General features: G+C 73.9%; 16 protein-coding genes and 2 pseudogenes. 6 read left to right on the top strand and 12 right to left on the bottom strand.

The window, feature by feature from the left end:
* Window positions 1-194: 194 nt before the first annotated feature.
* A pseudogene (locus IF19_RS1000000136660) lies at window positions 195-779 on the top strand (phosphatase PAP2 family protein); the annotation flags it as partial.
* 93 nt (window positions 780-872) lie between these two features.
* On the opposite strand, the pseudogene IF19_RS01000000135190 reads toward IF19_RS1000000136660, so the two are convergent.
* The 9 genes and pseudogenes from IF19_RS01000000135190 to iolC form a co-directional block, all read right to left on the bottom strand.
* A pseudogene (locus tag IF19_RS01000000135190) lies at window positions 873-1,531 on the bottom strand (response regulator).
* A 127-nt stretch (window positions 1,532-1,658) separates the two neighbouring features.
* On the bottom strand, window positions 1,659-3,053 hold the full coding sequence (locus IF19_RS0132970) for a sensor histidine kinase (protein WP_032748660.1): 1,395 nt from the start codon (window positions 3,051-3,053) through the stop codon (window positions 1,659-1,661).
* A 130-nt stretch (window positions 3,054-3,183) separates the two neighbouring features.
* On the bottom strand, window positions 3,184-3,804 hold the full coding sequence (locus IF19_RS0132965) for a DUF4291 domain-containing protein (RefSeq protein ID WP_030119513.1): 621 nt from the start codon (window positions 3,802-3,804) through the stop codon (window positions 3,184-3,186).
* Window positions 3,805-3,896: 92 nt separating this feature from the next.
* Window positions 3,897-5,639, bottom strand: coding sequence for an eCIS core domain-containing protein (locus tag IF19_RS1000000138565; protein WP_234310327.1), 1,743 nt, complete (start codon window positions 5,637-5,639; stop codon window positions 3,897-3,899).
* A 172-nt stretch (window positions 5,640-5,811) separates the two neighbouring features.
* Window positions 5,812-7,314: a CoA-acylating methylmalonate-semialdehyde dehydrogenase gene (locus tag IF19_RS0132955; protein WP_030197267.1), complete on the bottom strand. Its 1,503-nt coding sequence runs from the start codon at window positions 7,312-7,314 to the stop codon at window positions 5,812-5,814.
* A gap of 42 nt (window positions 7,315-7,356) precedes the next feature.
* Window positions 7,357-9,378 carry a 3D-(3,5/4)-trihydroxycyclohexane-1,2-dione acylhydrolase (decyclizing) gene (gene iolD, locus IF19_RS0132950; RefSeq protein ID WP_030119509.1) on the bottom strand — a complete coding sequence of 674 codons (2,022 nt, stop codon included), beginning with the start codon at window positions 9,376-9,378 and terminating at the stop codon, window positions 7,357-7,359.
* Window positions 9,375-10,409, bottom strand: coding sequence for a 5-deoxy-glucuronate isomerase (gene iolB, locus IF19_RS0132945; RefSeq protein ID WP_234313305.1), 1,035 nt, complete (start codon window positions 10,407-10,409; stop codon window positions 9,375-9,377). The genes iolD and iolB overlap by 4 nt, the downstream gene beginning before the upstream one ends.
* A 27-nt stretch (window positions 10,410-10,436) precedes the next feature.
* A complete protein-coding gene (locus tag IF19_RS0132940; protein ID WP_030119507.1) occupies window positions 10,437-11,327 on the bottom strand; it encodes a Cgl0159 family (beta/alpha)8-fold protein in 891 nt (296 codons plus the stop codon).
* Window positions 11,324-12,412, bottom strand: a complete 1,089-nt coding sequence (gene iolC, locus IF19_RS0132935) for a 5-dehydro-2-deoxygluconokinase (protein ID WP_030119506.1) — start codon at window positions 12,410-12,412, stop codon at window positions 11,324-11,326. Before iolC ends, IF19_RS0132940 begins: the two co-directional genes overlap by 4 nt.
* A 146-nt stretch (window positions 12,413-12,558) precedes the next feature.
* Between iolC and IF19_RS0132930 the strand changes: the two genes are divergently transcribed.
* Entirely contained in the window at window positions 12,559-13,485 is a 927-nt protein-coding gene (locus IF19_RS0132930) for a sugar phosphate isomerase/epimerase family protein (protein ID WP_030119505.1), read from the top strand.
* A gap of 258 nt (window positions 13,486-13,743) precedes the next feature.
* On the opposite strand, the gene IF19_RS0132925 is transcribed toward IF19_RS0132930, so the two are convergent.
* The gene (locus tag IF19_RS0132925; RefSeq protein ID WP_030119504.1) at window positions 13,744-14,268 is read right to left on the bottom strand and encodes a DinB family protein; all 525 of its coding nucleotides are present in this window, start codon (window positions 14,266-14,268) and stop codon (window positions 13,744-13,746) included.
* 236 nt (window positions 14,269-14,504) lie between these two features.
* Here IF19_RS0132925 and IF19_RS0132920 point away from each other — a divergent pair, with 236 nt between their 5' ends.
* A complete protein-coding gene (locus tag IF19_RS0132920; protein WP_030119503.1) occupies window positions 14,505-14,696 on the top strand; it encodes a MerR family transcriptional regulator in 192 nt (63 codons plus the stop codon).
* Window positions 14,697-14,807: 111 nt separating this feature from the next.
* Here the strand turns inward: IF19_RS0132920 and IF19_RS0132915 are convergent, their stop codons facing one another.
* Both IF19_RS0132915 and IF19_RS0132910 read right to left on the bottom strand, forming a co-directional pair.
* The gene (locus tag IF19_RS0132915) at window positions 14,808-15,566 is read right to left on the bottom strand and encodes a class I SAM-dependent methyltransferase (protein ID WP_030119502.1); all 759 of its coding nucleotides are present in this window, start codon (window positions 15,564-15,566) and stop codon (window positions 14,808-14,810) included.
* Between the two features lie 344 nt (window positions 15,567-15,910).
* Window positions 15,911-18,337, bottom strand: a complete 2,427-nt coding sequence (locus IF19_RS0132910; protein WP_234313304.1) for an MMPL family transporter — start codon at window positions 18,335-18,337, stop codon at window positions 15,911-15,913.
* A gap of 158 nt (window positions 18,338-18,495) precedes the next feature.
* Between IF19_RS0132910 and IF19_RS0132905 the strand changes: the two genes are divergently transcribed.
* The 3 genes from IF19_RS0132905 to IF19_RS0132895 all read left to right on the top strand — a co-directional run.
* Window positions 18,496-19,245, top strand: a complete 750-nt coding sequence (locus IF19_RS0132905) for a TetR/AcrR family transcriptional regulator (RefSeq protein WP_030119500.1) — start codon at window positions 18,496-18,498, stop codon at window positions 19,243-19,245.
* Between the two features lie 155 nt (window positions 19,246-19,400).
* Window positions 19,401-19,718, top strand: a complete 318-nt coding sequence (locus tag IF19_RS0132900) for a heavy-metal-associated domain-containing protein (RefSeq protein WP_030119499.1) — start codon at window positions 19,401-19,403, stop codon at window positions 19,716-19,718.
* 177 nt (window positions 19,719-19,895) lie between these two features.
* A partial coding sequence (locus tag IF19_RS0132895) for a heavy metal translocating P-type ATPase (RefSeq protein ID WP_030277936.1) occupies window positions 19,896-21,131 on the top strand: 1,236 nt, incomplete at its 3' end.

Raw genomic sequence — 21,131 nt, 5'->3', positions numbered from 1 at the left:
GACGCGGCTCGGCCGGAGGCCGCCGGGGGGAGGTGCGCGGCCTCCTTGAGAGGTACGTGCGCCCCCGCCGTACTGCGGACGCGGTACGGGGCGCGCCCGGGGAGCCCGCGGGGTGTCAACCCCGACGTTCGTCGGGGGCCGCCCCTGCCGTTCGGCCCGCGCACCGGGCCGTGGTGCCTCCGTACGTTCACCGCATGGCGAAGCACACACATCAACACCACTGGCCCGCCCGGCTCTTCGGGGCCGCCGCACTGCTGGGCGCTGCCGCGGCCGGTCTCGGGGCGCTGTCGCCGGGCGGCCTGGGGCGGCCCGGCCCGGTCGAGGTGACGGGCGGGGCGTCCGTCTCCGCGTACCGCTCGCTGACGGAGGCGGTCCACGACGCCCCGGGGTGGCTGGGCCATCTCCTGGAGCTGGGTTCGGAGGCCACGCTGGTCGTCCTGGGCCTGCTGCTGCTCGGGGTCTGCTGGTCGGCGCTGCGCCGCAGGGACGCGGGGGCGGTGGCGGGGGCCGCGCTGATCGGCTCGGGGACGGTGGTGACGTACGCGGTCAGCGAGGCGCTGAAGCTGGTCGTCAACGAGGAGCGGCCGTGCCGGGCGGTGGACGGGTCGGAGGCGGTCGCCGCCTGCCCCGAACCCGGCGACTGGTCGTTCCCCAGCAACCACGCGACTCTGGCAGCCGCCCTCGCGGTCGGGCTGGCCGTCCGGCGGCCCCGGCTCGCGGCGGTGACGCTGCCCGTGGCGGTGGCCGCGGCGCTGCTGCGGGTGCTGGTGGGGGTCCACTATCCGCACGACGTGGCCGCCGGGGCCCTGCTCGGCGGTGCGGTCGTCGCCTCGGCGCTCCTGGTGCTGGGCCGCCCGGCCGGGCTGCTGGTCTCAGCGCTGCTCGGGCGGTGGTGGGGGCAGGAGGCCGGCTTCGTGGGCGACGACGGCGGCCGCGGCCCGGTTGCCGACGCCGAGGCGGGCCAGGACGGAGCTGACGTGCGCCTTGACCGTGCCTTCGACCAGGTGCAGCCGCCGGGCGATCTGCCCGTTGGACAGTCCGCCGCCGAGGTGCGCCAGCACGTCGCGCTCCCGGGGCGTCAGTTCGGCGATCCGCTCCCGGGCGGCGTTCCGCCGGCCGGCCCGTTCCCCGGCTCCGGTGGACGCGAGGTGCGCGACCACCCGGGCGGCGATCTTCGGTGACAGGTAGGCGGCGCCCTCGGCCACGGCCCGTACCCCGGCGAGGAGTTCCTCGGGCTCTCCGGACTTGATCAGGAACCCGGCGGCCCCGGCGCCGAGCGCCCGCAGGATGTAGTCGTCCTCGCCGAACGTGGTCAGCATGACGACGCCGGTCGCGGGCAGGGCGCGCCGGATCTCGGCGGCGGCGTCGATGCCGTCGGTCCCCGGCATCCGCACGTCGAGGACGGCCACGTGCGGGCGGTGGGCCCGGACCAGTTCGACGGCCCGGCGGCCCGGCGTCCGTCGGCCGCCTCCGCGACGACCGCGACGCCGGGGTCGGTGGCGAGCACCGCCCGTACGCCGGCGCGGATCATGGGCTCGTCGTCGGCGACGAGCACGCGGATCGGCCGGGGGCGCGCGGGGGCGGGCGCACCGGCCCCGGCCGGCCCGGGGCCGGGGGGCGTCGCGGAGCGGTCCGGTCCGGCGGCGGTCATCGGGGGCTCACGGTGTCAGCGCGTCGCGGGAGACGAGCCGGCCGCCCCGGAAGCAGAGCCGGTACACGTCCCCGGACCGGTCGTCGAAGCGGTCGGCCGTCATCGCATAGAACTCGCACGTCGTTCCCCGTTCCTTCGCCCCGGCCCCCGCCGGCCGCTCCACCGCCTGCCGGTCCGGCAGCACCTTCCCTACGTCGGACCGATCCTGCCCCACGCGCAGGCGGGCGTAGTCGCGCGGGTCGAGGACGGACCGGGAGGCGGCCACCGTCTCCCACGTCCCCACGACGGCGAGCAGCACCGCGCCCACGGCGAACGGTACGGCGAGCGCGGTGAGGAGGGTGCGCCGGACGCGCCGCCGGGCCCACCGGTACCCGTCGGGCGCAGGTCCCGGCGCGCGGTCGTCGGGGCCCGGCCGGGGGGACGGCCGGCGCGGCTTCGCGGGGGCGTGGCGGGGCAGCCGGGCGGTGAGGGCGAAACCGCCGTCCCGGGGGCCGTGGTCGAGCGTGCCGCCGACGAGCCGGACGCGCTCGTCCAGCCCGATGAGGCCGCGGCCGCCCCGCGCGGGCGGCGGGCCGCAGGCGTACGAGGGGGACGGCGCGGGGCCCGCCTCGTCGCGCACCGCCACCCGCGTCTCGGCGGCGGTGTACGTGAGCTCGACGCGCACGGGGGCGCCGGGCGCGTGCTTGGCCGCATTGGTCAGCCCCTCCTGGACGACCCGGTGCGCGGCGCGCCCGACGACGGGCGGCAGCTCCACCGGTTCGCCCTCCACGGAGAGTTCGACGGGGAGCCCGGAGGCGGCCGCGTCACGGACGAGCCGGGCGATGTCACCGTCGTCCGGTCCCCGCGGCGGCTCCTCGCCCTCCTCGCGGAGGACGCCGATCACCTCTCCCAGGCGCTCCACGGCGGCCGCCGCCCGGCCCCGGATGTCCTGGGCGGCCCGCCGGTGCCGTTCGTCCAGACCGGGGGCCAGTTTCAGGGCTCCGGCCGACAGGGCGATCAGGCTCAGGTCGTGGCCGAGCACGTCGTGCATGTCCCGGGCGATCCTGGCCCGCTCCAGCAGTCTCGCCTGCTCGGCGACCAACCTCCGCTCCCGCTCCATCTGTTCGGCGCGCTCCCAGCCGGCCCGGACCAGTTGCTGGTACTGGCGGGAGAACCGCCCCACGAACCACGGCACCAGCACGGCGAGGACGACGACCGCGACGAACTGCGGGGCGAGCGCGAGCAGGGACGGCACGACGGCCACGGCCGCCGCTCCCGCGACGAGCGCCCCGGCCAGGCACAGGACGACCGTCCGGGCGCGCCCCGGTCCCCGCCCGGCGGCGAACGCGGCGATCGCGGTCGGCAGGCCCCACCACCACCCCACCAGGCTCAGGGCGCCGAACGCCGCGACGGCGGGTACCAGGACGCCTCCCGGATCGGGCCGGCGCGGCCCGGCGCCCCGGCCGTTCGCCGCTGACGTCTTCCGGGGAAGGGAGAGCCTGTTCACGAGGGAGAGGGTACGGAGGCCGCGCGGCCGGTGACACTGCCGAAAGTCACCCCTCGGACGCAGCGGGGGCGGCCGCCACCGGCCGGGGTGCGGGAAGGTCGAGCGGGGTCTCCGCCGGCAGCAGGGCGGCGGCGCGTTCGTGGTCGCCCGAGCGGACCGCCGCGTGGACCTCGCGGGCCAGCGGGGTGACGTCGCGTACGGAGACGGTCCACTCGTCCGCGTACCTGCGGGACGCCTCGCCGCTCAGGCCGAGTTGGAGGGAGCGGTACGGGAGCGGGTTCAGGTGGAGGTCGCGTTCGGGGTCCCACTGGACCCGAGCGGGGGCCGTCCGCAGGCTCCGCTTCCAGGTCGCTCGGTCGGGGTGCACACCGCGTGTGTAGTGGGAGAGTTCGGCGTTCGCGAGGGCCCATGCCAGGCCGCTCCGGTCGATCTCGACGGCCAGGACGACTTCCTGGCCCTCCTTCGTGCCCCAGCCGCAGCGGTACATCATCCACAGGAAGCTGGGTTTGATCCAGGTCATCCGGTCCCGTTTCCACTCCTCGGGGAACCGCCCGTCGCGCGCGGCGGGCAGTCCGATGGCGGGGCGGTACGCCTGGTAGACGGTGACGGTCGTGGCGGTGTGGAGCGCGCGGATCTCGTGGCGGGGCGGGTGGGCGAGGGTGTTCACAGGTCACAGGATGCAGGGCGCGACGGTGGTCCGGCATCCGCTTTCCGCGGAGAGGCGGTCCCCGCCCGCACGGCGTGCGGGCGGGGACCGGTTCACTTCTTGGACTTGGCCTTGGACTTGTCGTACTGACTGACGCCGTCCTCGTACCCGACCGCGGCGACACCCGGGTCGGACGCCATCGAGACGTCGTCGACGTTGCGGACCAGCTTGACGCTCCCGAACAGTTCTTCGGGGATGACCAGTTCGTCGGAGCCGTAGGCGACCATCGTGGCCCCGGCGCCGGACGCGGAACCGGAGTCGCTGTCGCTCTCGAACTCGACACCGCCGTCGGACCCGCCGGCACCGGCCACCAGCCCGATGTCGTCCTTCACGTAGACGGCCACCAGGAACGGACCCCAGATCTTCGCGTTCTGCTTCGCGTCGGTCGTCCCCTGAGCCTTCTGGGAGGCGGGGGCCACGACGGGGGCGACGTAGAACCCGCGCCCCTTGCCGAGGCCGCTCCCCTTGCCGACCATGCCCGTGTCCGGGCCGTGTGTGACCAGGCTCCCGACGCTTTCGACGTGGGTGCCGTGGAACCCGACCAGCCGGTAGCCGCTCAGGCTCGCGGCAAGCTCCTTCTGCCGTTCCGCGACTGTGTCCCCGTCCAGCTCGCGCCGGAACTCCTTCGGCGTCCCGGGGATGCCGAACTCGTCCACACCCCATTCGCCCTCCGCCCAGTCGGCTCCCGAACGTGATCCGGACGAGGCGACGCTGGAACGCTCCGACTCCTCGTCGCTGCTGCTCTCCTCGCTGCTGCTGTCGTCGGTGCGGCGATTGCCCTGCCGGAAGAAGCCGCCCCCGCCCTCGCTGTCACTACTGCTGCTGCTGTCGCTGGAGCCGTCGGCCTCCTGCTGGGCGACGACTTCGCGCAGGGCCTGCCAGACCGCGGCATGGTCGATCGGGCCGCCCGACCGTTCCAGACGCGCCAGGACCCTCTGCAGCGTGGCGGGGGTGGCGTAGTTCCTGGGGGCGGGGCTCACGGGGTGGCCGATCAGCCACACGAGCAGGTCCGACGCAGACCGGACCGTCGTGGGGCCCTCCGCCCCGCCCTCGATCTCAAGTTGCTTGTCGCCCTCCACACGCTGCACGTCGACTGCCCGCTGAACCTGCCCGTCGCCACCGGAGGCCCGGTGGTCCACCGAGCGGGCGACGTCCGTCTGCGGGCGTGGCCCGCTCATCACCCGCGTCGCGTTGGCCTCGGCCTCGCGCTCGAACCGGTCGGACGGGTCGGACACCCGCAGCCCCGACCCGTTGTCCGTACCGGCGACGGGTCCCTGGCGCTGTTGGATGACATGGGTCAACTCGTGGGCGAGGGTGTGTCTGTCCCCTCCTCCGTCACCGATGACGATGTGATTGCCAGAGGTGTAGGCACGGGCGCCCATCTCCGCGGCGGACGCCTTCGCGGCAGCGTCCGTGTGAACGCGGACAGCGGAGAAGTCCGCGCCGAGCCGGGCCTCCATGTCGGCGCGCTCGGTGCCGCCGAGACTCCGCCCGCCGGTGCGCAGGACGTCGTGGACGGCCGAGCGGCGCTGCACGGGGGCGTCCGCACGGCGTTGCACGGCTGTGTCGGCGGTCGGCGCGGTCTCCTCCTGGTGGCCGCACCCGTCGCCGTGCTCATGGTCCAGCGCAGGGGGGTGCCCGGCCCTGCGGAGCATCTGGACGACGGCGGCGTTCCCGGCCGTGCGCTGCAGGGCCATGCCTCCGGCGAGCGCCTCTGCTCCCGGCTTCTCAGGTCTGCGGGCCTGCACCCGCGCGCTCCTGTCGTCGTCGTTGCGGGCGTTGTCCTGTGTGCGCACGAGGAGGCTTCACTTCCTGCTGAGGGAGAGCGTCCTTTCCTGGATACGCGGCAGACAGCGCCGGCGCCAGGTTCTCCGGGGCAGGGAAGGCGGGCCCGAGGGGCAGTGTCGGGTGCCGCCGGAACTGCCGCCTCCCCGCCCGCACCGGGGTGCGGGCGGGGAGGCGCGACCCTCAGTGGTTGCGCGGGAAGCCCAGGTCGACGCCGGCGGGGGCGTCGGCCGGGTCGGGCCAGCGGGTGGTGGTGACCTTGCCCCGGGTGTAGAAGTGCACGCCGTCGTTGCCGTAGATGTGGTGGTCGCCGAAGAGCGAGTCCTTCCAGCCGCCGAAGGAGTGGTAGCCGACGGGGACCGGGATCGGCACGTTGACGCCGACCATGCCGGCCTGGATCTCCAGCTGGAAGCGGCGGGCGGCGCCGCCGTCCCGGGTGAAGATCGCGGTGCCGTTGCCGAACGGCGAGGCGTTCATGAGGGCGACGCCCTCCTCGTAGGTGTCCACGCGGAGCACGCACAGGACCGGGCCGAAGATCTCGTCCTTGTACGCGTCGGAGTCGGTGGAGACCTTGTCCAGCAGGGAGAGGCCGATCCAGTGGCCGTCCTCGAAGCCCTCGACCGTGTGCCCGGTGCCGTCGAGGACGACCTCCGCGCCCTGGGCGGCGGCGCCCGTGACGTAGGAGGCGACCTTGTCGCGGTGGGCGGCGGTGATCAGCGGGCCCATCTCGGAGGCCGGGTCGTTGCCGGGGCCGATCGTGATCTTCTCGGCGCGCTCGCGGATCTTCGCGACCAGCTCGTCGCCGATCGCGCCGACGGCGACGACCGCCGAGATCGCCATGCAGCGCTCGCCCGCGGAGCCGTACGCCGCCGAGACCGCCGCGTCGGCGGCCGCGTCCAGGTCGGCGTCCGGGAGGACCAGCATGTGGTTCTTCGCGCCGCCGAGCGCCTGGACGCGCTTGCCGTTGGCGGAGGCGGTGGCGTGGATGTAGCGGGCGATGGGGGTGGAGCCGACGAAGGAGACGGCGGCCACGTCGGGGTGGGCGAGGAGGGCGTCCACCGCGACCTTGTCCCCGTGGACGACGTTGAGCACGCCCTCCGGAAGGCCCGCCTCCGTCGCCAGCTCGGCCAGCAGGTTGGCGGCCGAGGGGTCCTTCTCGCTGGGCTTGAGCACGAACGTGTTGCCGCAGGCGATGGCCAGCGGGAACATCCACATCGGCACCATGGCCGGGAAGTTGAACGGGGTGATGCCCGCGACCACGCCCAGCGACTGGCGGATGGAGGATACGTCGACCCGGTTGGAGACCTGGGTGGACAGCTCGCCCTTGAGCTGGGTGGTGATCCCGCAGGCCAGCTCGACGATCTCCAGGCCGCGCGCGACCTCGCCGAGCGCGTCCGAGTGCACCTTGCCGTGCTCGGCGGTGATCAGGGCGGCGATGTCGTCGCGGTGGGCGTCCAGCAGCGCGCGGTAGCGGAAGAGGACGGCGGTGCGCTGGGCGAGCGAGGAGGTGCCCCAGGTCGCGTAGGCGGTCTTCGCCGCCGCCACGGCCGCGTCGACCTCGGCCGCGGAGGCGAGGGCGACCCGCGTGGTGACCGCGCCGGTGGCCGGGTCGGTGACCGGACCGTACTGGCCGGACGTGCCCTCCACTGTCCTGCCGCCGATCCAGTGGTTGACGGTCTTCGTCATGACGTGCTCCTTCAGGACTTCGGGCAGGTGGCGGGTGTGGTGTCACAGATGGCGGCGTCGGGAGGCGGCCTGCCGGTCGTACTCCTCCCGGGCGCGGGCCGCCGCCGGCCGGCTCGCGGTCTCGGCTACCGGAACATCCCACCACGCCTGTGCCGGAGGGGGGCCCGACACTGTGTCGGGCGTTTCGGTCTCGACGTAGACACAAGTGGGGCCCTCGGCGTCGCGCGCCTCGGCGAGCGCCTTGCCCAGTTCGTCGACGGTGGCGGCGCGCAGCACCCGCATGCCGAGGGAGGCCGCGTTGGCGGCGAGGTCCACGGGGAGCGGCGGGCCGGTGAAGCCGCCGTCCGCGTCGCGGTGGCGGTAGGCGGTGCCGAAGCGTTCGGCGCCGACCGCCTCGGAGAGCCCGCCGATGGAGGCGTACCCGTGGTTCTGGAGGATGACCAGCTTGAGCGGCAGGTTCTCCTGGACGGCGGTGACGGTCTCGGTGGGGTTCATCAGGTAGGTGCCGTCGCCGACGAGGGCCCAGACGGGGCGGTGTCCCCGGCTCCGGGCTCCGCGGGCCGCCTCCGCGAGCAGGACGCCGATCGCCGCCGGGATCTCGTAGCCCATGCAGGAGTAGCCGTACTCCACGTGGTACTGGTCGCGGGAGCGGGTGCGCCAGAGTCTGTGCAGGTCGCCGGGGAGGGAGCCGGCCGCGTTGATCAGGATGTCGTCCTCGGTGACGAGGGCGTCCAGGAGGCCGAGGACCTGGGTCTGGGTGGGGCGCGCGGTGGGGACGGGGGTCGCGAAGGACGCCTCGACCTTCTCCTCCCACGCCTCCTTCGATCCGGCGTACTCCGTCTCGTACGCCGGATCGACCCGGTAGCCGCGTCCGGCGAGCGCCGCCGTCAGCGCCTCCAGGCCCGCGCGGGCGTCGGCCACCAGGGGGCGGGCGGCCAGCTTGTGGGCGTCGGCGGCGGAGATGTTGAGGTGGAGGAAGCGGACGGTCGGGTTCGAGAAGAGGGTGCCGGAGGCGGTGGTGAAGTCGGTGAAGCGGGTGCCGACGCCGATCACCAGGTCGGCGGTGCGGGCCAGTTCGTCGGCGGTGGCGGTGCCGGTGTGGCCGATGCCGCCGACGTCGGCCGGGTGGTCGTGGCGGAGCGCGCCCTTGCCGGCCTGGGTGGAGGCGACGGGGATGCGGGTCGCGGCGGTGAACGCGGCGAGCGTCTCCTCGGCGGCGCTGTGCCGGACCCCGCCGCCCGCGACGATCAGGGGGCGGCGGGCGGAGCGGATCGCCCGGACGGCCGCTTCCAGTTCGGCGGTGTCGGGGGCGGGCCTGCGGACGTGCCAGTCGCGCTCGGCGAAGAACTCCTCCGGCCAGTCGTACGCCTCCGCCTGGACGTCCTGGGGCAGCGCGAGCGTGACGGCCCCGGTCTCGACGGGGTCGGCGAGGACCCGCATGGCCTGCAGCGCGGCCGGGATCAGCGCCTCCGGACGGGTGATCCGGTCGAAGTAGCGCGAGACGGGGCGCAGACAGTCGTTGACCGACACGTCGCCCGCGTACGGCACTTCGAGCTGTTGCAGTACGGGGTCGGCGGGCCGGGTCGCGAAGGTGTCGCCGGGCAGCAGGAGGACGGGCAGCCGGTTGACGGTGGCGAGGGCGGCCCCGGTGACGAGGTTGGTGGCTCCCGGGCCGATGGACGTGGTCACCGCGTGCGCGGAGAGGCGGCCCGACTGGCGGGCGTACCCCACGGCCGCGTGCACCATGGCCTGTTCGTTGCGGCCCTGGAGGAACGGCATGCGGTGGCCGGGGGCGGTGGGGATGCGGGGGGCGGTGCCGGGGCCGGCTGAGGCGGTTGAGGCGGTGGGGCTTCCCGCGTGGCCCGCCTCCAGGAGCGCCTGGCCGATGCCCGCGACGTTGCCGTGGCCGAAGATGCCCCAGGTGGCGCTGATGAGCCGCTGCCTGCGGCCGTCGCGTTCGGTGTACTGCCGGGCCAGGAAGGCGATCAGCGCCTGGGCGGTGGTCAGCCGCCGGGTGGCGCCGTGCGGGGCGTCGGGGCGGTTCGCGGGACGCGTCGGGCTCAAGGCGTTACCTCCGGGCCGGGCGACGGATGCGCCGTGTAGAGCGGGAGTCTGGCGTCGATCGGCTCGCCTGGCCAGGTGTCGCGGATCCAGCCGTGATCGGGATGGTCGCGGATCAGCCAGGCGCGCTCCTCCCCCGGCCCGGCCATCACGTTCAGGTAGTACAGCGTGCGGCCGGGCGGGGCGATGGACGGGCCGTGCCAGCCGTCGGGGATGAGGACGATGTCCCCGTCGCGTACTTCGGCGAGCACGTCCGTACCGCCCTCGCGCGACGGGGAGACCCGGTGGTAGCCGAGTCCGCCGCGCTCCACCTCGAAGTAGTAGACCTCCTCCAGTACGCACTCCTCGCCCGGCACGTGCTCGTCGTGCTTGTGGGGCGGGTAGGAGGACCAGTTGCCACCGGGGGTGAGCACTTCGACGGCGATCAGCCGGTCGCAGTCGAAGGTGTCGGCGGCGGCGAAGTTGTTCACCTGGCGCGAGCAGGTTCCGGAGCCGCGCAGTTCGACGGGTACCTCCGGCGCGGGGCCGTAGCGAGCGGGGAGTCGTCGCTCGCACTTCGCTCCTGCCAGGGCGAAGCGGCCTCCTGCGCCGGAGGCGATCAGTGCCTGGGCGTCGCGCGGTACGTAGGCGAAGTCGGTGACCCCGCTGAACACGCTTTCCCTGCCCAGCAGTTCGAAGGTCTCACCTGCTGTACGCACCGTACATCCACCGGCCAACGGCAGGACGATCCATTCGCTCCCGCCGGTGACGAGGGTGTGAACACCGCCCGGCTCCAGCTCGACCACCCGGAGGGCCGAGCGCTCCCAGCCGGCCCGCTCGGGGGCGATGTCGACGGCGTACGCCCCGCGCGCGGCGCTGCCGGAGGGCAGGTGGCGGCGGCCTGCGTGGCCGTGGTCGTCCCCGGGGCGCGCGTCCGTCTCCCGGCGGCCGTGCCCGCCCTCGGCGTGCGTGCCCGGGCCCTCGGTGTGCGTGCCCGTGCCCTCGGCGTGCGTGTCCATGCCTTCGGTGTGCGTGCCCTCGGCGTGCGTGTCCATGTCCCCTCCCTACCCGCCCTCCGCCGGCTACAGCAGCGACACGGCGGTGTCGACCGCGTGCGCCACGTCCCCGTCGGCCGGGTAGAGCAAGGAGCGGCCCACCACGAGCCCCCGCACGGTGGGCAGCCGCAGCGCGTCGCGCCACTTCCCGTACACGGCGTCCTGGTCGTCGCCGACATCGCCGCCGAGCAGCACGGCGGGCAGGGTGGACGCCTCCATCACCCGGGCCATCGCCCCGGGTTCGTCGGTGACGGGGACCTTGAGCCAGGTGTACGCCGACGTCCCGGCGAGGCCCGACGCGATGGCGATGGAGGTCGCCACGGCGGCGGGCTCCAGGTCGTTGCGGAGGCGGCCCCCGACGCGGCGGCAGAGGAACGGTTCGACGAAGACGGGCAGCCGGTGCGCGGCCATCGCGTCGATGGTCCGGGCGGCGGCGTGCAGGGTGTCCAGCGAGCCGGGGTCCTCGTGGTCGATGCGGAGCAGCAGCTTCCCCGCGTCGAACCCGTGGCGGACCAGGTCCTCGGGCCGGTGGCCGGTGAACCGGTCGTCGAGCTCGAACGCGGCGCCGGCCAGCCCGCCCCGGTTCATCGAGCCCATCACGATCTTGTCCTCCAGGGCGCCGAGGAGGAGCAGGTCGTCAAGGACGTCGGCGGAGGCGAGCACGCCGTCGACCCCGGGCCGGGAGAGCGCGAGGCGGAGCCGTTCCAGCAGCTCGAACCGGTTGGCCATGGCGAGGGAGCGGTCCCCCACCGCGAGCGCTCCGCGCGCGGGGTGGTCGGCCGCGACGATCATCAGCCGGTCGTCGGCGTGCCGGACCAACCGCCGCCGCTTCCGCCGCGCGGCGGCCTCGGCCACGGCTTCGGGCCGCTCGGCGCGCAGCCGCACGAGCGCGGAGAGGGAGTCGGCGACCGGCGTCATGCGCCCGCTCCGGGGTCGCGCGGGGCGGGGCGGTCCGGGCCTGAGGGGTCCGGGGGCACGGCGGTCGCGGTCCCGGCCGCGAGCGCCTGCTCCACCTCGCCCTCGAACGGCATCGCGGAGGAGCAGGCGAGCCGGGAGGCGACGATGGCGCCGGCCGCGTTCGCGTACCGCACGACGCGGTCGAGGGGCCATCCGGCGAGCAGCCCGTGGCAGAGCGCGCCCCCGAACGCGTCGCCCGCGCCGAGGCCGTTGACCACCTCCACCGGCAACGGCGGGCAGTCGGCCGCGGTGCCGTCGCGGTGCAGGGCGAGGACGCCCTTCGGCCCCTGCTTGACGACGGCCAGCTCCACCCCGGCGGCCAGCAGGGCTCGGGCCGCCGCGTACGGTTCGCGTTCGCCGGTCGCGACGGCGCACTCCTCGATGTTGCCGACGGCGACCGTGGCGTGGGCCAGCGCCTCGCGGTACCGCACGGGCGCCTCGGCGCTGTCGTCTCCCCCGTCCCAGAACATCGGCCGCCAGTCGAGGTCGAAGACCGTCGCCGTACGCCGCTCGCCCGCCGTACGCCCCGGGCCCGTCCGGTGGTCGGCCCGGCGGTCGGCCCGGCGGTCGTTCCGTGCGGAGAGGGCGGCGAGCGTGGCGGTGCGGCTCGGTTCGGCGGAGAGCCCGGTGCCCGTCATCCAGAAGATCCGGGCGTCGCGCACCGCGTCCAGGTCGAGGTCCGGGGCGTGGATCTCCAGGTCGGGGGCCTTGGGCTGCCGGTAGAAGTACAGGGGGAAGTCGTCCGGCGGGAAGATCTCGCAGAAGGTGACGGGGGTCGGGTAGGCGGCCACGGCCGTCGCCCACCGGGGGTCCACGCCGAACCGCCCCAGTTCCCGGCGGAGGTAGTCGCCGAACGGGTCCTGGCCGGTCCGGGTGATGACCGCCGTACGCCGCCCCAGCCGGGAGGCCGCCACCGCGACGTTGGCCGGGGAGCCGCCGAGGAACTTGCCGAACGTCTCGACCCGGGCGAGCGGCGTCGCGACCTCCAGCGGATAGAGGTCGACCCCGATCCGCCCCATGGTGATCACGTCGTACGGCTCAGGCATACGCAGTCCCTTCGCCCCCCGGCGGTCGGATGGCCCCAGGTCTAGCCCGCTTGCGGGAACGCTGTCAATATGTTGTCCGGACATACGGACGTGTCGCGCGGACGCACCCTTGACACCCCTCCGCGCGGGCCGTGAGGCTGGGCGTTATGACCCCCTCCGTCCAGACCCCGGCCCGTATCCGCATCGGCTCGGCCCCCGACTCGTGGGGGGTATGGTTCCCCGACGATCCGGGGCAGGTCCCCTGGCAGCGCTTCCTCGACGAGGTCGCGGAGGCCGGGTACGCGTGGATCGAGCTGGGCCCGTACGGCTATCTGCCGACCGATCCGGCCCGGTTGACGGACGAGACCCGCGCCCGGGGGCTGAGCGTCTCCGCCGGAACCGTCTTCACCGGGTTGCACCACGGCGAGGCCGTCTGGGACCGGACCTGGGCGCATGTCGCCGACATCGCCGCGCTGACCCGGGCCATGGGCGCCGGGCACCTGGTCGTCATCCCGTCGTTCTGGCGCGACGACAAGACGGGCGAGGTGCTGGAGGACCGCACCCTCACGCCCGCGCAGTGGCGCGATCTGACCACGCAGACGGAACGGCTGGGCCGGGAGGTGCGGGAGCGGTTCGGGCTGCGCGTCGTCGTCCACCCGCACGCCGACACCCACATCGACACCGAGGAGAACGTCAACCGCTTCCTGGACGCCACCGACCCGGACCTCGTCTCGCTCTGCCTGGACACCGGGCACTACGCCTACTGCGGCGGCGACAGCGTCCGGCTCATCGAGACGTACGGGGAGCGCATCGGCTACCTCCACCTCAAGCAGGTCGACCCGGCGGTCCTGGCGGAGGTGGTGGCGGACGAGGTGCCGTTCGGCCCTGCGGTGGCCCGGGGCGTGATGTGCGAGCCGCCGCGCGGGGTCCCCGCCCTGGAGCCGGTCCTGGACGCGGCCCGCGCCCTGGACGTCGACCTGTTCGCGATCGTGGAACAGGACATGTACCCGTGCCCGCCGGACCGGCCGCTGCCGATCGCCCGCCGGACCCGCGAGTTCCTCCGCTCCTGCGGCCGCCCCGGCGCACCGCTCTGACCGGGACCGGGCCGGGGAGCCGGGCCACGCGCGACAGCGGTCCGGGCTGCCGTCCGCCGGGCGGCGGACGGCAGCGGGCCGCTTCCGGACGCCGGGCGACCTCAAGCCGCTTCCGTACCCCGGGCACCGGGCACCGGGCGACCTCAGGCCACTTCCGTACCCCGGACGCCGGCTCCCGGTAAGCCCGGCTCCCCGTAAGCCCGGCTCCCCGTAAGCCCGGCTCCCCGTAAGCCCGGCTCCCGGTAAGCCCGGCGGCCCCTACGCCCCCGTGCGGCCGTCGACGCGTTCGCGGATGAGGTCGGCGTGGCCGCAGTGCCGGGCGTACTCACCGATCATGTGGGTGTAGATCCAGCGCAGCGTCACCTGAGCGCCCATGAACGGGCTGGTGTCGTCGAGCGCCCGCTCCGCGCAGTTCTCCCGGGCCACCGCCACCTCCCCCTCCCAACGCGCGAGCGCCTGCGCGTAGGTGGCGTCCTCGGCTACCTGCCAGCCGCCTTCCCTTCCCTGGTTCCCGTCCCCGCCTCCAGGCGGGGGCGGGAAGAACGAGGGGACGTCCTCCTGCGCGAGCACCCGGCGGAACCAGTTCCGCTCGACCTCCGCGAGGTGCTGGAGCAGACCGAGCAGGGTGATCGGCGAGGGGGCCGCGGACGTCTCGCGCAACCCCTCCTCCGACAGGTCCGCGCATTTCTGTACGAGGGTGGCGCGATAGAAGTCGAGCCAGCTCGCCAACGTGGTGCGTTCGTCGGCGTCCAGCGGGGGCATCGGGCGTGCGGCGGTGCTCATGCCCTCCATCGTGGCACCCGGGTCCGACAACGCCCGCTCCTCGCCGTCGGCACACCGACCCCTCCCGCCCTTTCTGTCACAGGAGTAACCGTTTCGGCACAGATATCTCCGTTACGCGGGCCTTCCGTCACGGCTGATCGACAGCCTCACGCGCCCCGCCACGCGGGGACGTTGGCCGGCGTGCCCACCGAGTGATCATCAGCCGTCAGCTCGACAAGCGAAGAGAGGTGTCCCTGATGACGGACGGAACGCTCTGGTCCTACAAGGACATTGCCGCGCACATCCAGGTCCAGCCGGACACCGTCCGCTCCTACCGCAAGCACGGTCTCCTGCCCCCGCCCGACGAGGTGCTGAACGGCAAGCCCCACTGGTACGGAGACACCATCCGCGCCTGGGTCGCCTCACGCCCGCGCAACCGGGGCCGCTGAGGCCCCGGTTGCGCGGGCGGCTCCGGGTACGCGGTCAGCCCCGGTTGCCCGCCGGCACCGGTTGCGCGGGCGGGGGCCCCGCATGCGCACCGGCCGCGCGCCCGGGGCCCACTACCCCTGGGCGGCCTTGCGGAAGTGGGCCGCCCAGAGGAACGACTCCCCGAAGAGCGGGGACGCGGGGGACTCGTCGTTCATCCGGCGCAGGCCGATCTCGGTCAGCTCGGCGAAGATGTCGCGCAACGCCTCGGCGGAGTAGGCGAGTCCACCGTGCAGGCCGCCCGTGCGGTACAGCTCGGCGTCCGGCAGCTCCGATCCCATGCCTCCCTCCCCGGAGGCGAAGCAGGTGAGGACGAAGTGGCCGCCGGGCGCGAGGCACCGCTCCAGCAGGGCGAGATAGCTGATGCGACGGTGGGGCGGCAGGTGGTGGAAGCAGCCGGAGTCGTTGATCAGGTCGTAGGGCCCGGCCAACTCGGCCCCGGGCGCGGTCAGCGCGAACGCGTCGCCGCGGTGGAACCTCACCTCGCCCGCCCCGGCCGGCTTCTCGGCGGCCCTCTCGCGGGCCCAGTCGATCGCCGCCGGGGAGAGGTCGACCGCGTCGACGTCGAAGCCGAGCGAGGCCAGGTGCAGTGCGTTGCGGCCGGGCCCGCAGCCGAGGTCGAGCGCCCGTCCCGGGGCGATCGGCCCCCGGCGCACCGCGACGTCGAGGCTCTCGTCGGGCTTCTCCACGAAGAACGGTACGGCCTTCGACCGGTCCGCGTAGAAGCCGTCCCACCAGGACGCCCCGCCTTCCGTCCAGCGGTCCGCCTCCGGGGCGAACAGGCCGTCCATCAGCGTCATGACATCGTCGGTCGTGCGTACGTTCCGGTCCATCCGGGCCCCCTTCTCCGATGGGTCAATTCTAGGAAGCAGGACAACGAAAGCCCAGGTCAGAGGCGCTGCACCGATCCCGTCGGCAGCCTTCTGGCACCCGGCGGGAGGCCGGGCGCCACCGGCCCCTCACCCCCCGCCCGACGCGAGCCCCACGGGCCCGCCACGGCCCTTCACGGGGCCTTTCCCCGCCCCCGCGAGGACTGTTTCCCGACGGATTTCGCGCCCTCCGCCCCAGACCGGGCGCATGCGGCACGCGTCCCCGCGCGCCGAGCCGGACGCACGTCTCCGCACCCGCCCCCGCAACGCCCCTCGCAGGGCCCGGCAGCGCCCGGCAGCAGGCTCGGTCAGCGTCTCGCCGACTTGGCGAGGTCCGTGTCCGCGGCAGTCTCCGGCCCGGCCTCCACGCCACCCGCCGCGTCCGCCGACTGCGCCGCAACGGAAGCCGCAGCCGAGGTCCCAGCAGGTACGGCGGCACCGTCCGGGGCAGGTGCAGGGGCAGGTGCGGACGCAGCAGCGGCCGGGGCGGACTCCCCTTCGCTGAGGCCGAACCTCCGGTGGAAGGCCCGCAGGGGCGCGGGGGCCCACCAGGTGGAGCGGCCCATCAGCTTCATCACCGCGGGGACCAGCAGCCCGCGCACCACCATGGCGTCCATCAGCACGGCGAGGGCGATACCGAGCCCCAGCATCTTGGTGCTGGTGACCCGCGAGGTGCCGATGGCCACCATCACGACCGCCAGGATCACGGCTGCCGCGGTGATCAGCCCGCCCGTGTGCCGGAGGCCGAAGGTGACGGAGTGTTCGTGGTCACCGGTGCGGTCGTACTCCTCCTTCATCCGGGATATGAGGAAGACGCCGTAGTCCATGGAGAGTCCGAAGGCGACGCAGAACATCAGGACCGGCAGCGTCGTCTCGATGTCGCCCGTACTGGTGAAGCCGAGCAGACCCGAGAGGTTCCCGTCCTGGAAGACCCAGACCAACGCCCCGAACATCGCGGTCAGGCTGAGGGCGTTGAGCACGACCGCCTGGAGCGGGATGAGCACGCTGCCGGTGAGCAGGAAGACCAGGAGCAGCGTCACGACCACGATGATCGCCAGCGCCCAGGGCAGCCTGTCGGCGATGGCGTCCTTGGAGTCGACCAGGACCGCCGCCGTGCCGGTCACCGAGACGTCGAGGGAGGACGCGGACGGCACGGCCCTCAGGTCCCGTACGAGCTGCTGGGTCGCCTCACCGACGGCCTCGCCCTCGGGCAGCACGTTGTAGTAGGCGGTCGAGCCCTCGGCGACCGGACCCTCCACCCGCAGGACGCCCGGGAGCTTCTCGATCCGCCCCTTCAGCTCCGCGTGGTCGGCGGGCGAGCCCTTCCCCTCGGCCAGCACTTCCAGGCCGCCGCCGGGGCTGCCGGGGAAGCCGTCGCGTATGTGCTCCTGGACCACCCGGGACTCCGCGCCGGCCGGCAGCTGACGGTCGTCCGCCGTACCGAACTTGACGCCCAGGAAGGGCAGCCCGAGCAGCAGCAGGCCCACGGTGGTGACGATGGCGAAGACGGGCGCCCGCCGCATCACCAGTGCGGCCAGCCGCGCCCAGCCCCGGCCCGGCGAGGCGTCGGCGTCGGCACCGGCACCGGCACCGGCACCAGGAGCCCCCGCCTCGGCCTTCCCTTCCGGCGTCACCCCGCCCGCCGCCCCCGTCACGCGCTTCTTCCGGCGGCGGAACACCCGGCGCAGGTCCAGGGAGTTGATCCGGTGGCCGAGCAGCACCAGGGCCGCGGGCAGCAGGATCAGCGCGGCAGCGGCGGCCAGGAGGACCACGGCGATGCCCGCGTAGGCGAAGGACCGCAGGAAGTACTGCGGGAAGACCAGCATGGCCGACAGGGACACCGCCACGGTCAGCGCCGAGAACAGCACCGTGCGCCCGGCGGTCCGCAGGGTCGTGCCCACGGCGGTCCGGGGGGCCGCCCCGCCGGCCAGTTCCTCGCGGAAGCGGCGCACGATGAACAGGGCGTAGTCGATGGCCAGACCGAGGCCGAGGGCCGTGGTGAGGTTCATGGCGAAGACCGAGACGTCGGTCAGCTCCGTCAGGCCCCGCAGGACGGCATTGGTGCCGAGGATGGCCACGATGCCGACACCGAGCGGCAGCAGCGCGGCGACGGCGCTGCCGAACACCATGACGAGCAGGATCAGCGTCACCGGCAGGGCGATCAGCTCGGCCCGCAGCAGATCCTCCTGGATGATCGTCTGCATCTCGTGCTGGACGGCGACGGGCCCGCCCACCGAGACCGTCACCGGCCCCCGCTCCCCCGCGAAGTCCGGGGCTATCCGGTCGAGGGTCTCCCCCGCGGTCTTCTCGTCGCCCCCGATCCGTGCCGCGATGATCGCCTCGTGCCCGTCCTCGGAGCGCAGCGCGGGCGATCGGGTCGCCCAGTAGGAACCGACGCCCGAGACCCCCGGTTCGGCGTCCAGTCGCTTCGCGAGGCGGCCCGCCTCCGCGGCCACGTCCGGGTCGTCCACCGACGCCGAGCCGCTGTCCACCAGGAGCAGCAGGTTGGGCTGGGAGGCGGGGAACTCACGCGCCAGCACCTCGCTCGCATAGGTGGACTCCGCGTCAGGGGCCTGCCAGCCGCCACTGCCCATGCGGTCCGCCACCCCGCTTCCGGCGAACACGGCGAGCGCGGTGATCACCAGCGCGGCCAGCAGCGCGAGGCGCGGCCGGGCGGTGACGAACCGGGTCCAGCCGCCGAGCTGCGGCGACGCGGAGCGGTTGACTTCGGACATGGTGCGGTGTCCCCTTCACCGAGACCCGGGCAGCACAGGGCAGCATGGGTCGGTCATTGCCGTTTGTCGCGACAAACACGAGTCGTCGCTCGCGTTCCCCTAGAATGCGAGTGACCACTCGTGTTTGTCAATCGCATCATGAGAGCTGGGGATAGACCGTGCCGGAGGCCAGAGCCGACAAGAGCGCCGCGACGGGCGCACCGGGCGACGCGTCCACCACCGGAGCCATCACGGAAGGCACTGGAACGGCCGCCCCCGAGTCCACCGCGAGCCCCACCCGCCCGCGCCGCCGCCAGGCCCGGGGCGAGGCCCGCATCGCGCAACTTCTCCGCGCCGCCGCCGACGTCTTCTGCGCGAACGGCTACACCGCGTCCAGCACCAACGCCATCGCGCGCGAGGCCGGGGTGTCACCGGGCACGCTCTACCAGTTCTTCCCGAACAAGGAGGCCATCGCCGTCGAGCTCGGCGACCGGCTGCTCGCCCGCTGGCGCGACACGTACGGCGCGGCTTTCGACCAGAGCCAGGTCGAGCAGCCGCTCGACAGCATGCTGGACGCCGTCCTCGACCCGCTGATCGCCTTCAACTGCGAGAACCCGGCGTTCGCGGTCCTGATGCACGGTTCGGAGATCCCGGGCCGGATCACCGAGGAGCACGACACCCTGCACGCCACGATGCTGACCCGGGTCGAGGCGGTCCTCGCGGGCTACCTCCCGGAGACGCCCGCCCCCCAGGTCCACCGGGTGGCCGACATGATCTTCATGATCTTCAAGGCCGGGCTGGACCTGATCATGGCCCACGAGGGCGAGGAGCGCGCGGCATACATCCGGGAGCTGAAGACCGCCCTGTTCCGCTACCTGGACCCCCTGGTCGGCGACGACCTTCCCTGCCCGCCCGCGCCCACGCCGTAACGGCCTCGCCGCCGCCACGCACGCGCGCGGCCCCATCGCGACGCATTCATACCCCCTAGGGGTATAGTGTTCAGCAGGCGGGACGCCACTGGGCCTTGTGCGGCCCCCCGCGCCCCGCCGTGCCGCCGCATCGTGTTCACGAAGAGGAGAACGTCATGACCGCCGAGACCGAGACCCCCCAGTCCACCGGTTCCTGCTGCTCGCCCACCGGCTCCTGCCACGACGGCGCGGCCGACGTGCAGATCGGCCAGGCCGACGCCGTCACCACGGTGTACCAGGTCAAGGGCATGACCTGTGGTCACTGCGAGGGCGCCGTATCGGAGGAGATCTCCGAGATCGCGGGCGTCACCTCGGTGACGGCCGTCGCCGCCACCGGTCTCGTCACCGTCCTCTCCAAGGCCCCGCTGGCCGAGGACGCCGTGCGCGCCGCCGTGGACGAGGCCGGGTACGAGCTGCTCGGCCCGGCCGCCTGAGGCCGCCGGCAGCACCGCAGCACCGCAGCACCGCAGCACCGCAGCACCGCAGCACCGCAGCACCGCAGCACCGCAGCACCGCAGCACCGGCACGATCCCCGCTCGCCGTCGGGCCTGCCCCACCAGCCGATACTGGTGGGGTACGGCCCGATCTGCGTTATTCCAGGAGTCCCGGACATGGCCAGCACAGCAGAAGCCGACTTCCCGGCCGCCGAGTCCTCCGAGGCCGAGCTGATCATCGGCGGGATGACCTGCGCCTCGTGCGCCGCCCGCGTCGAGAAGAAGCTCAACCGGATGGACGGCGTCACCGCCACGGTGAACTACGCGACCGAGAAGGCCCGCGTCACCTTCGGGGAGGGGCTGAAACTCGGGGACCTCGTCGCCACGGTCGAGAAGACCGGCTACACGGCCCGCCCGGTCCCCCGGCCCGAACGGAAGACTCCGGCCGCGGCCGGCCCCGCGCACTCCCCCACGACGACGGACCCGGGCACGCCGTCGCCCCCGGACCCCGCCCCGCACACCGACGCCACCCCCGGAACCGCCGCCACCGGCCCCCGTACGGAAAGGCCCCCGGGCGCCACCTCCAGCGCCGCCCCCGCCGCACAGCCGCCCCGGGACACCGTCCGGGAACCCACCGCCGAGTCCGCCGCACGGGACGCCGAGGCGGAGCAGGACGCCGCCCTCGCCGCACTCCGGCAGCGGCTCGTCGTCTCCACCGCGCTGGCCGTCCCCGTGGTCCTGCTCGCCATGGTCCCCGCGTTCCAGTTCGACTTCTGGCAGTGGCTGAGCCTCACCCTCGCCGCACCCGTCGTCGTCTGGGGCGGGCTGCCCTTCCACCGCGCCACCTGGACCAATCTCCGGCACGGCGCGGCCACCATGGACACGCTGGTGTCGCTCGGCACGCTGGCCGCGTTCGGCTGGTCGTTGTGGGCCCTGTTCCTGGGCGACGCGGGCATGCCCGGCATGCGCCACGGGTTCGACCTGACCGTCTCGCGCGCAGACGCCGCCTCCACGATCTACCTGGAGGTGGCGGCCGGGGTCATCACGTTCATCCTGCTCGGCCGTTACCTGGAGGCCCGCGCCAAACGGAAGTCCGGCGCGGCGCTGCGGACGCTGATGCATCTGGGCGCGAAGGACGCCGCCGTGCTGCGGGACGGCGGGGAGGTACGCGTCCCGGCGAGCACGCTCGTCGTCGGGGACCGTTTCGTCGTCCGTCCGGGGGAGAAGATCGCGACGGACGGGACCGTGGTCGAGGGCTCTTCGGCCATCGACGCCTCGATGCTCACCGGCGAGTCCGTCCCCGTCGAGATCGCGACCGGCGACACCGTCACCGGAGCCACCCTCAACGCCGGCGGACGCCTCGTCGTCGAAGCCACCCGCGTCGGCACCGACACCCAACTCGCCCGCATGGCC

It is taken from the genome of Streptomyces californicus (assembly GCF_000717645.1).
In the GTDB taxonomy this organism is placed as follows: domain Bacteria; phylum Actinomycetota; class Actinomycetes; order Streptomycetales; family Streptomycetaceae; genus Streptomyces; species Streptomyces californicus.
Note: the sequence above shows the minus strand (reverse complement) of the source record. Positions and strands in the feature narration are given on the sequence as shown.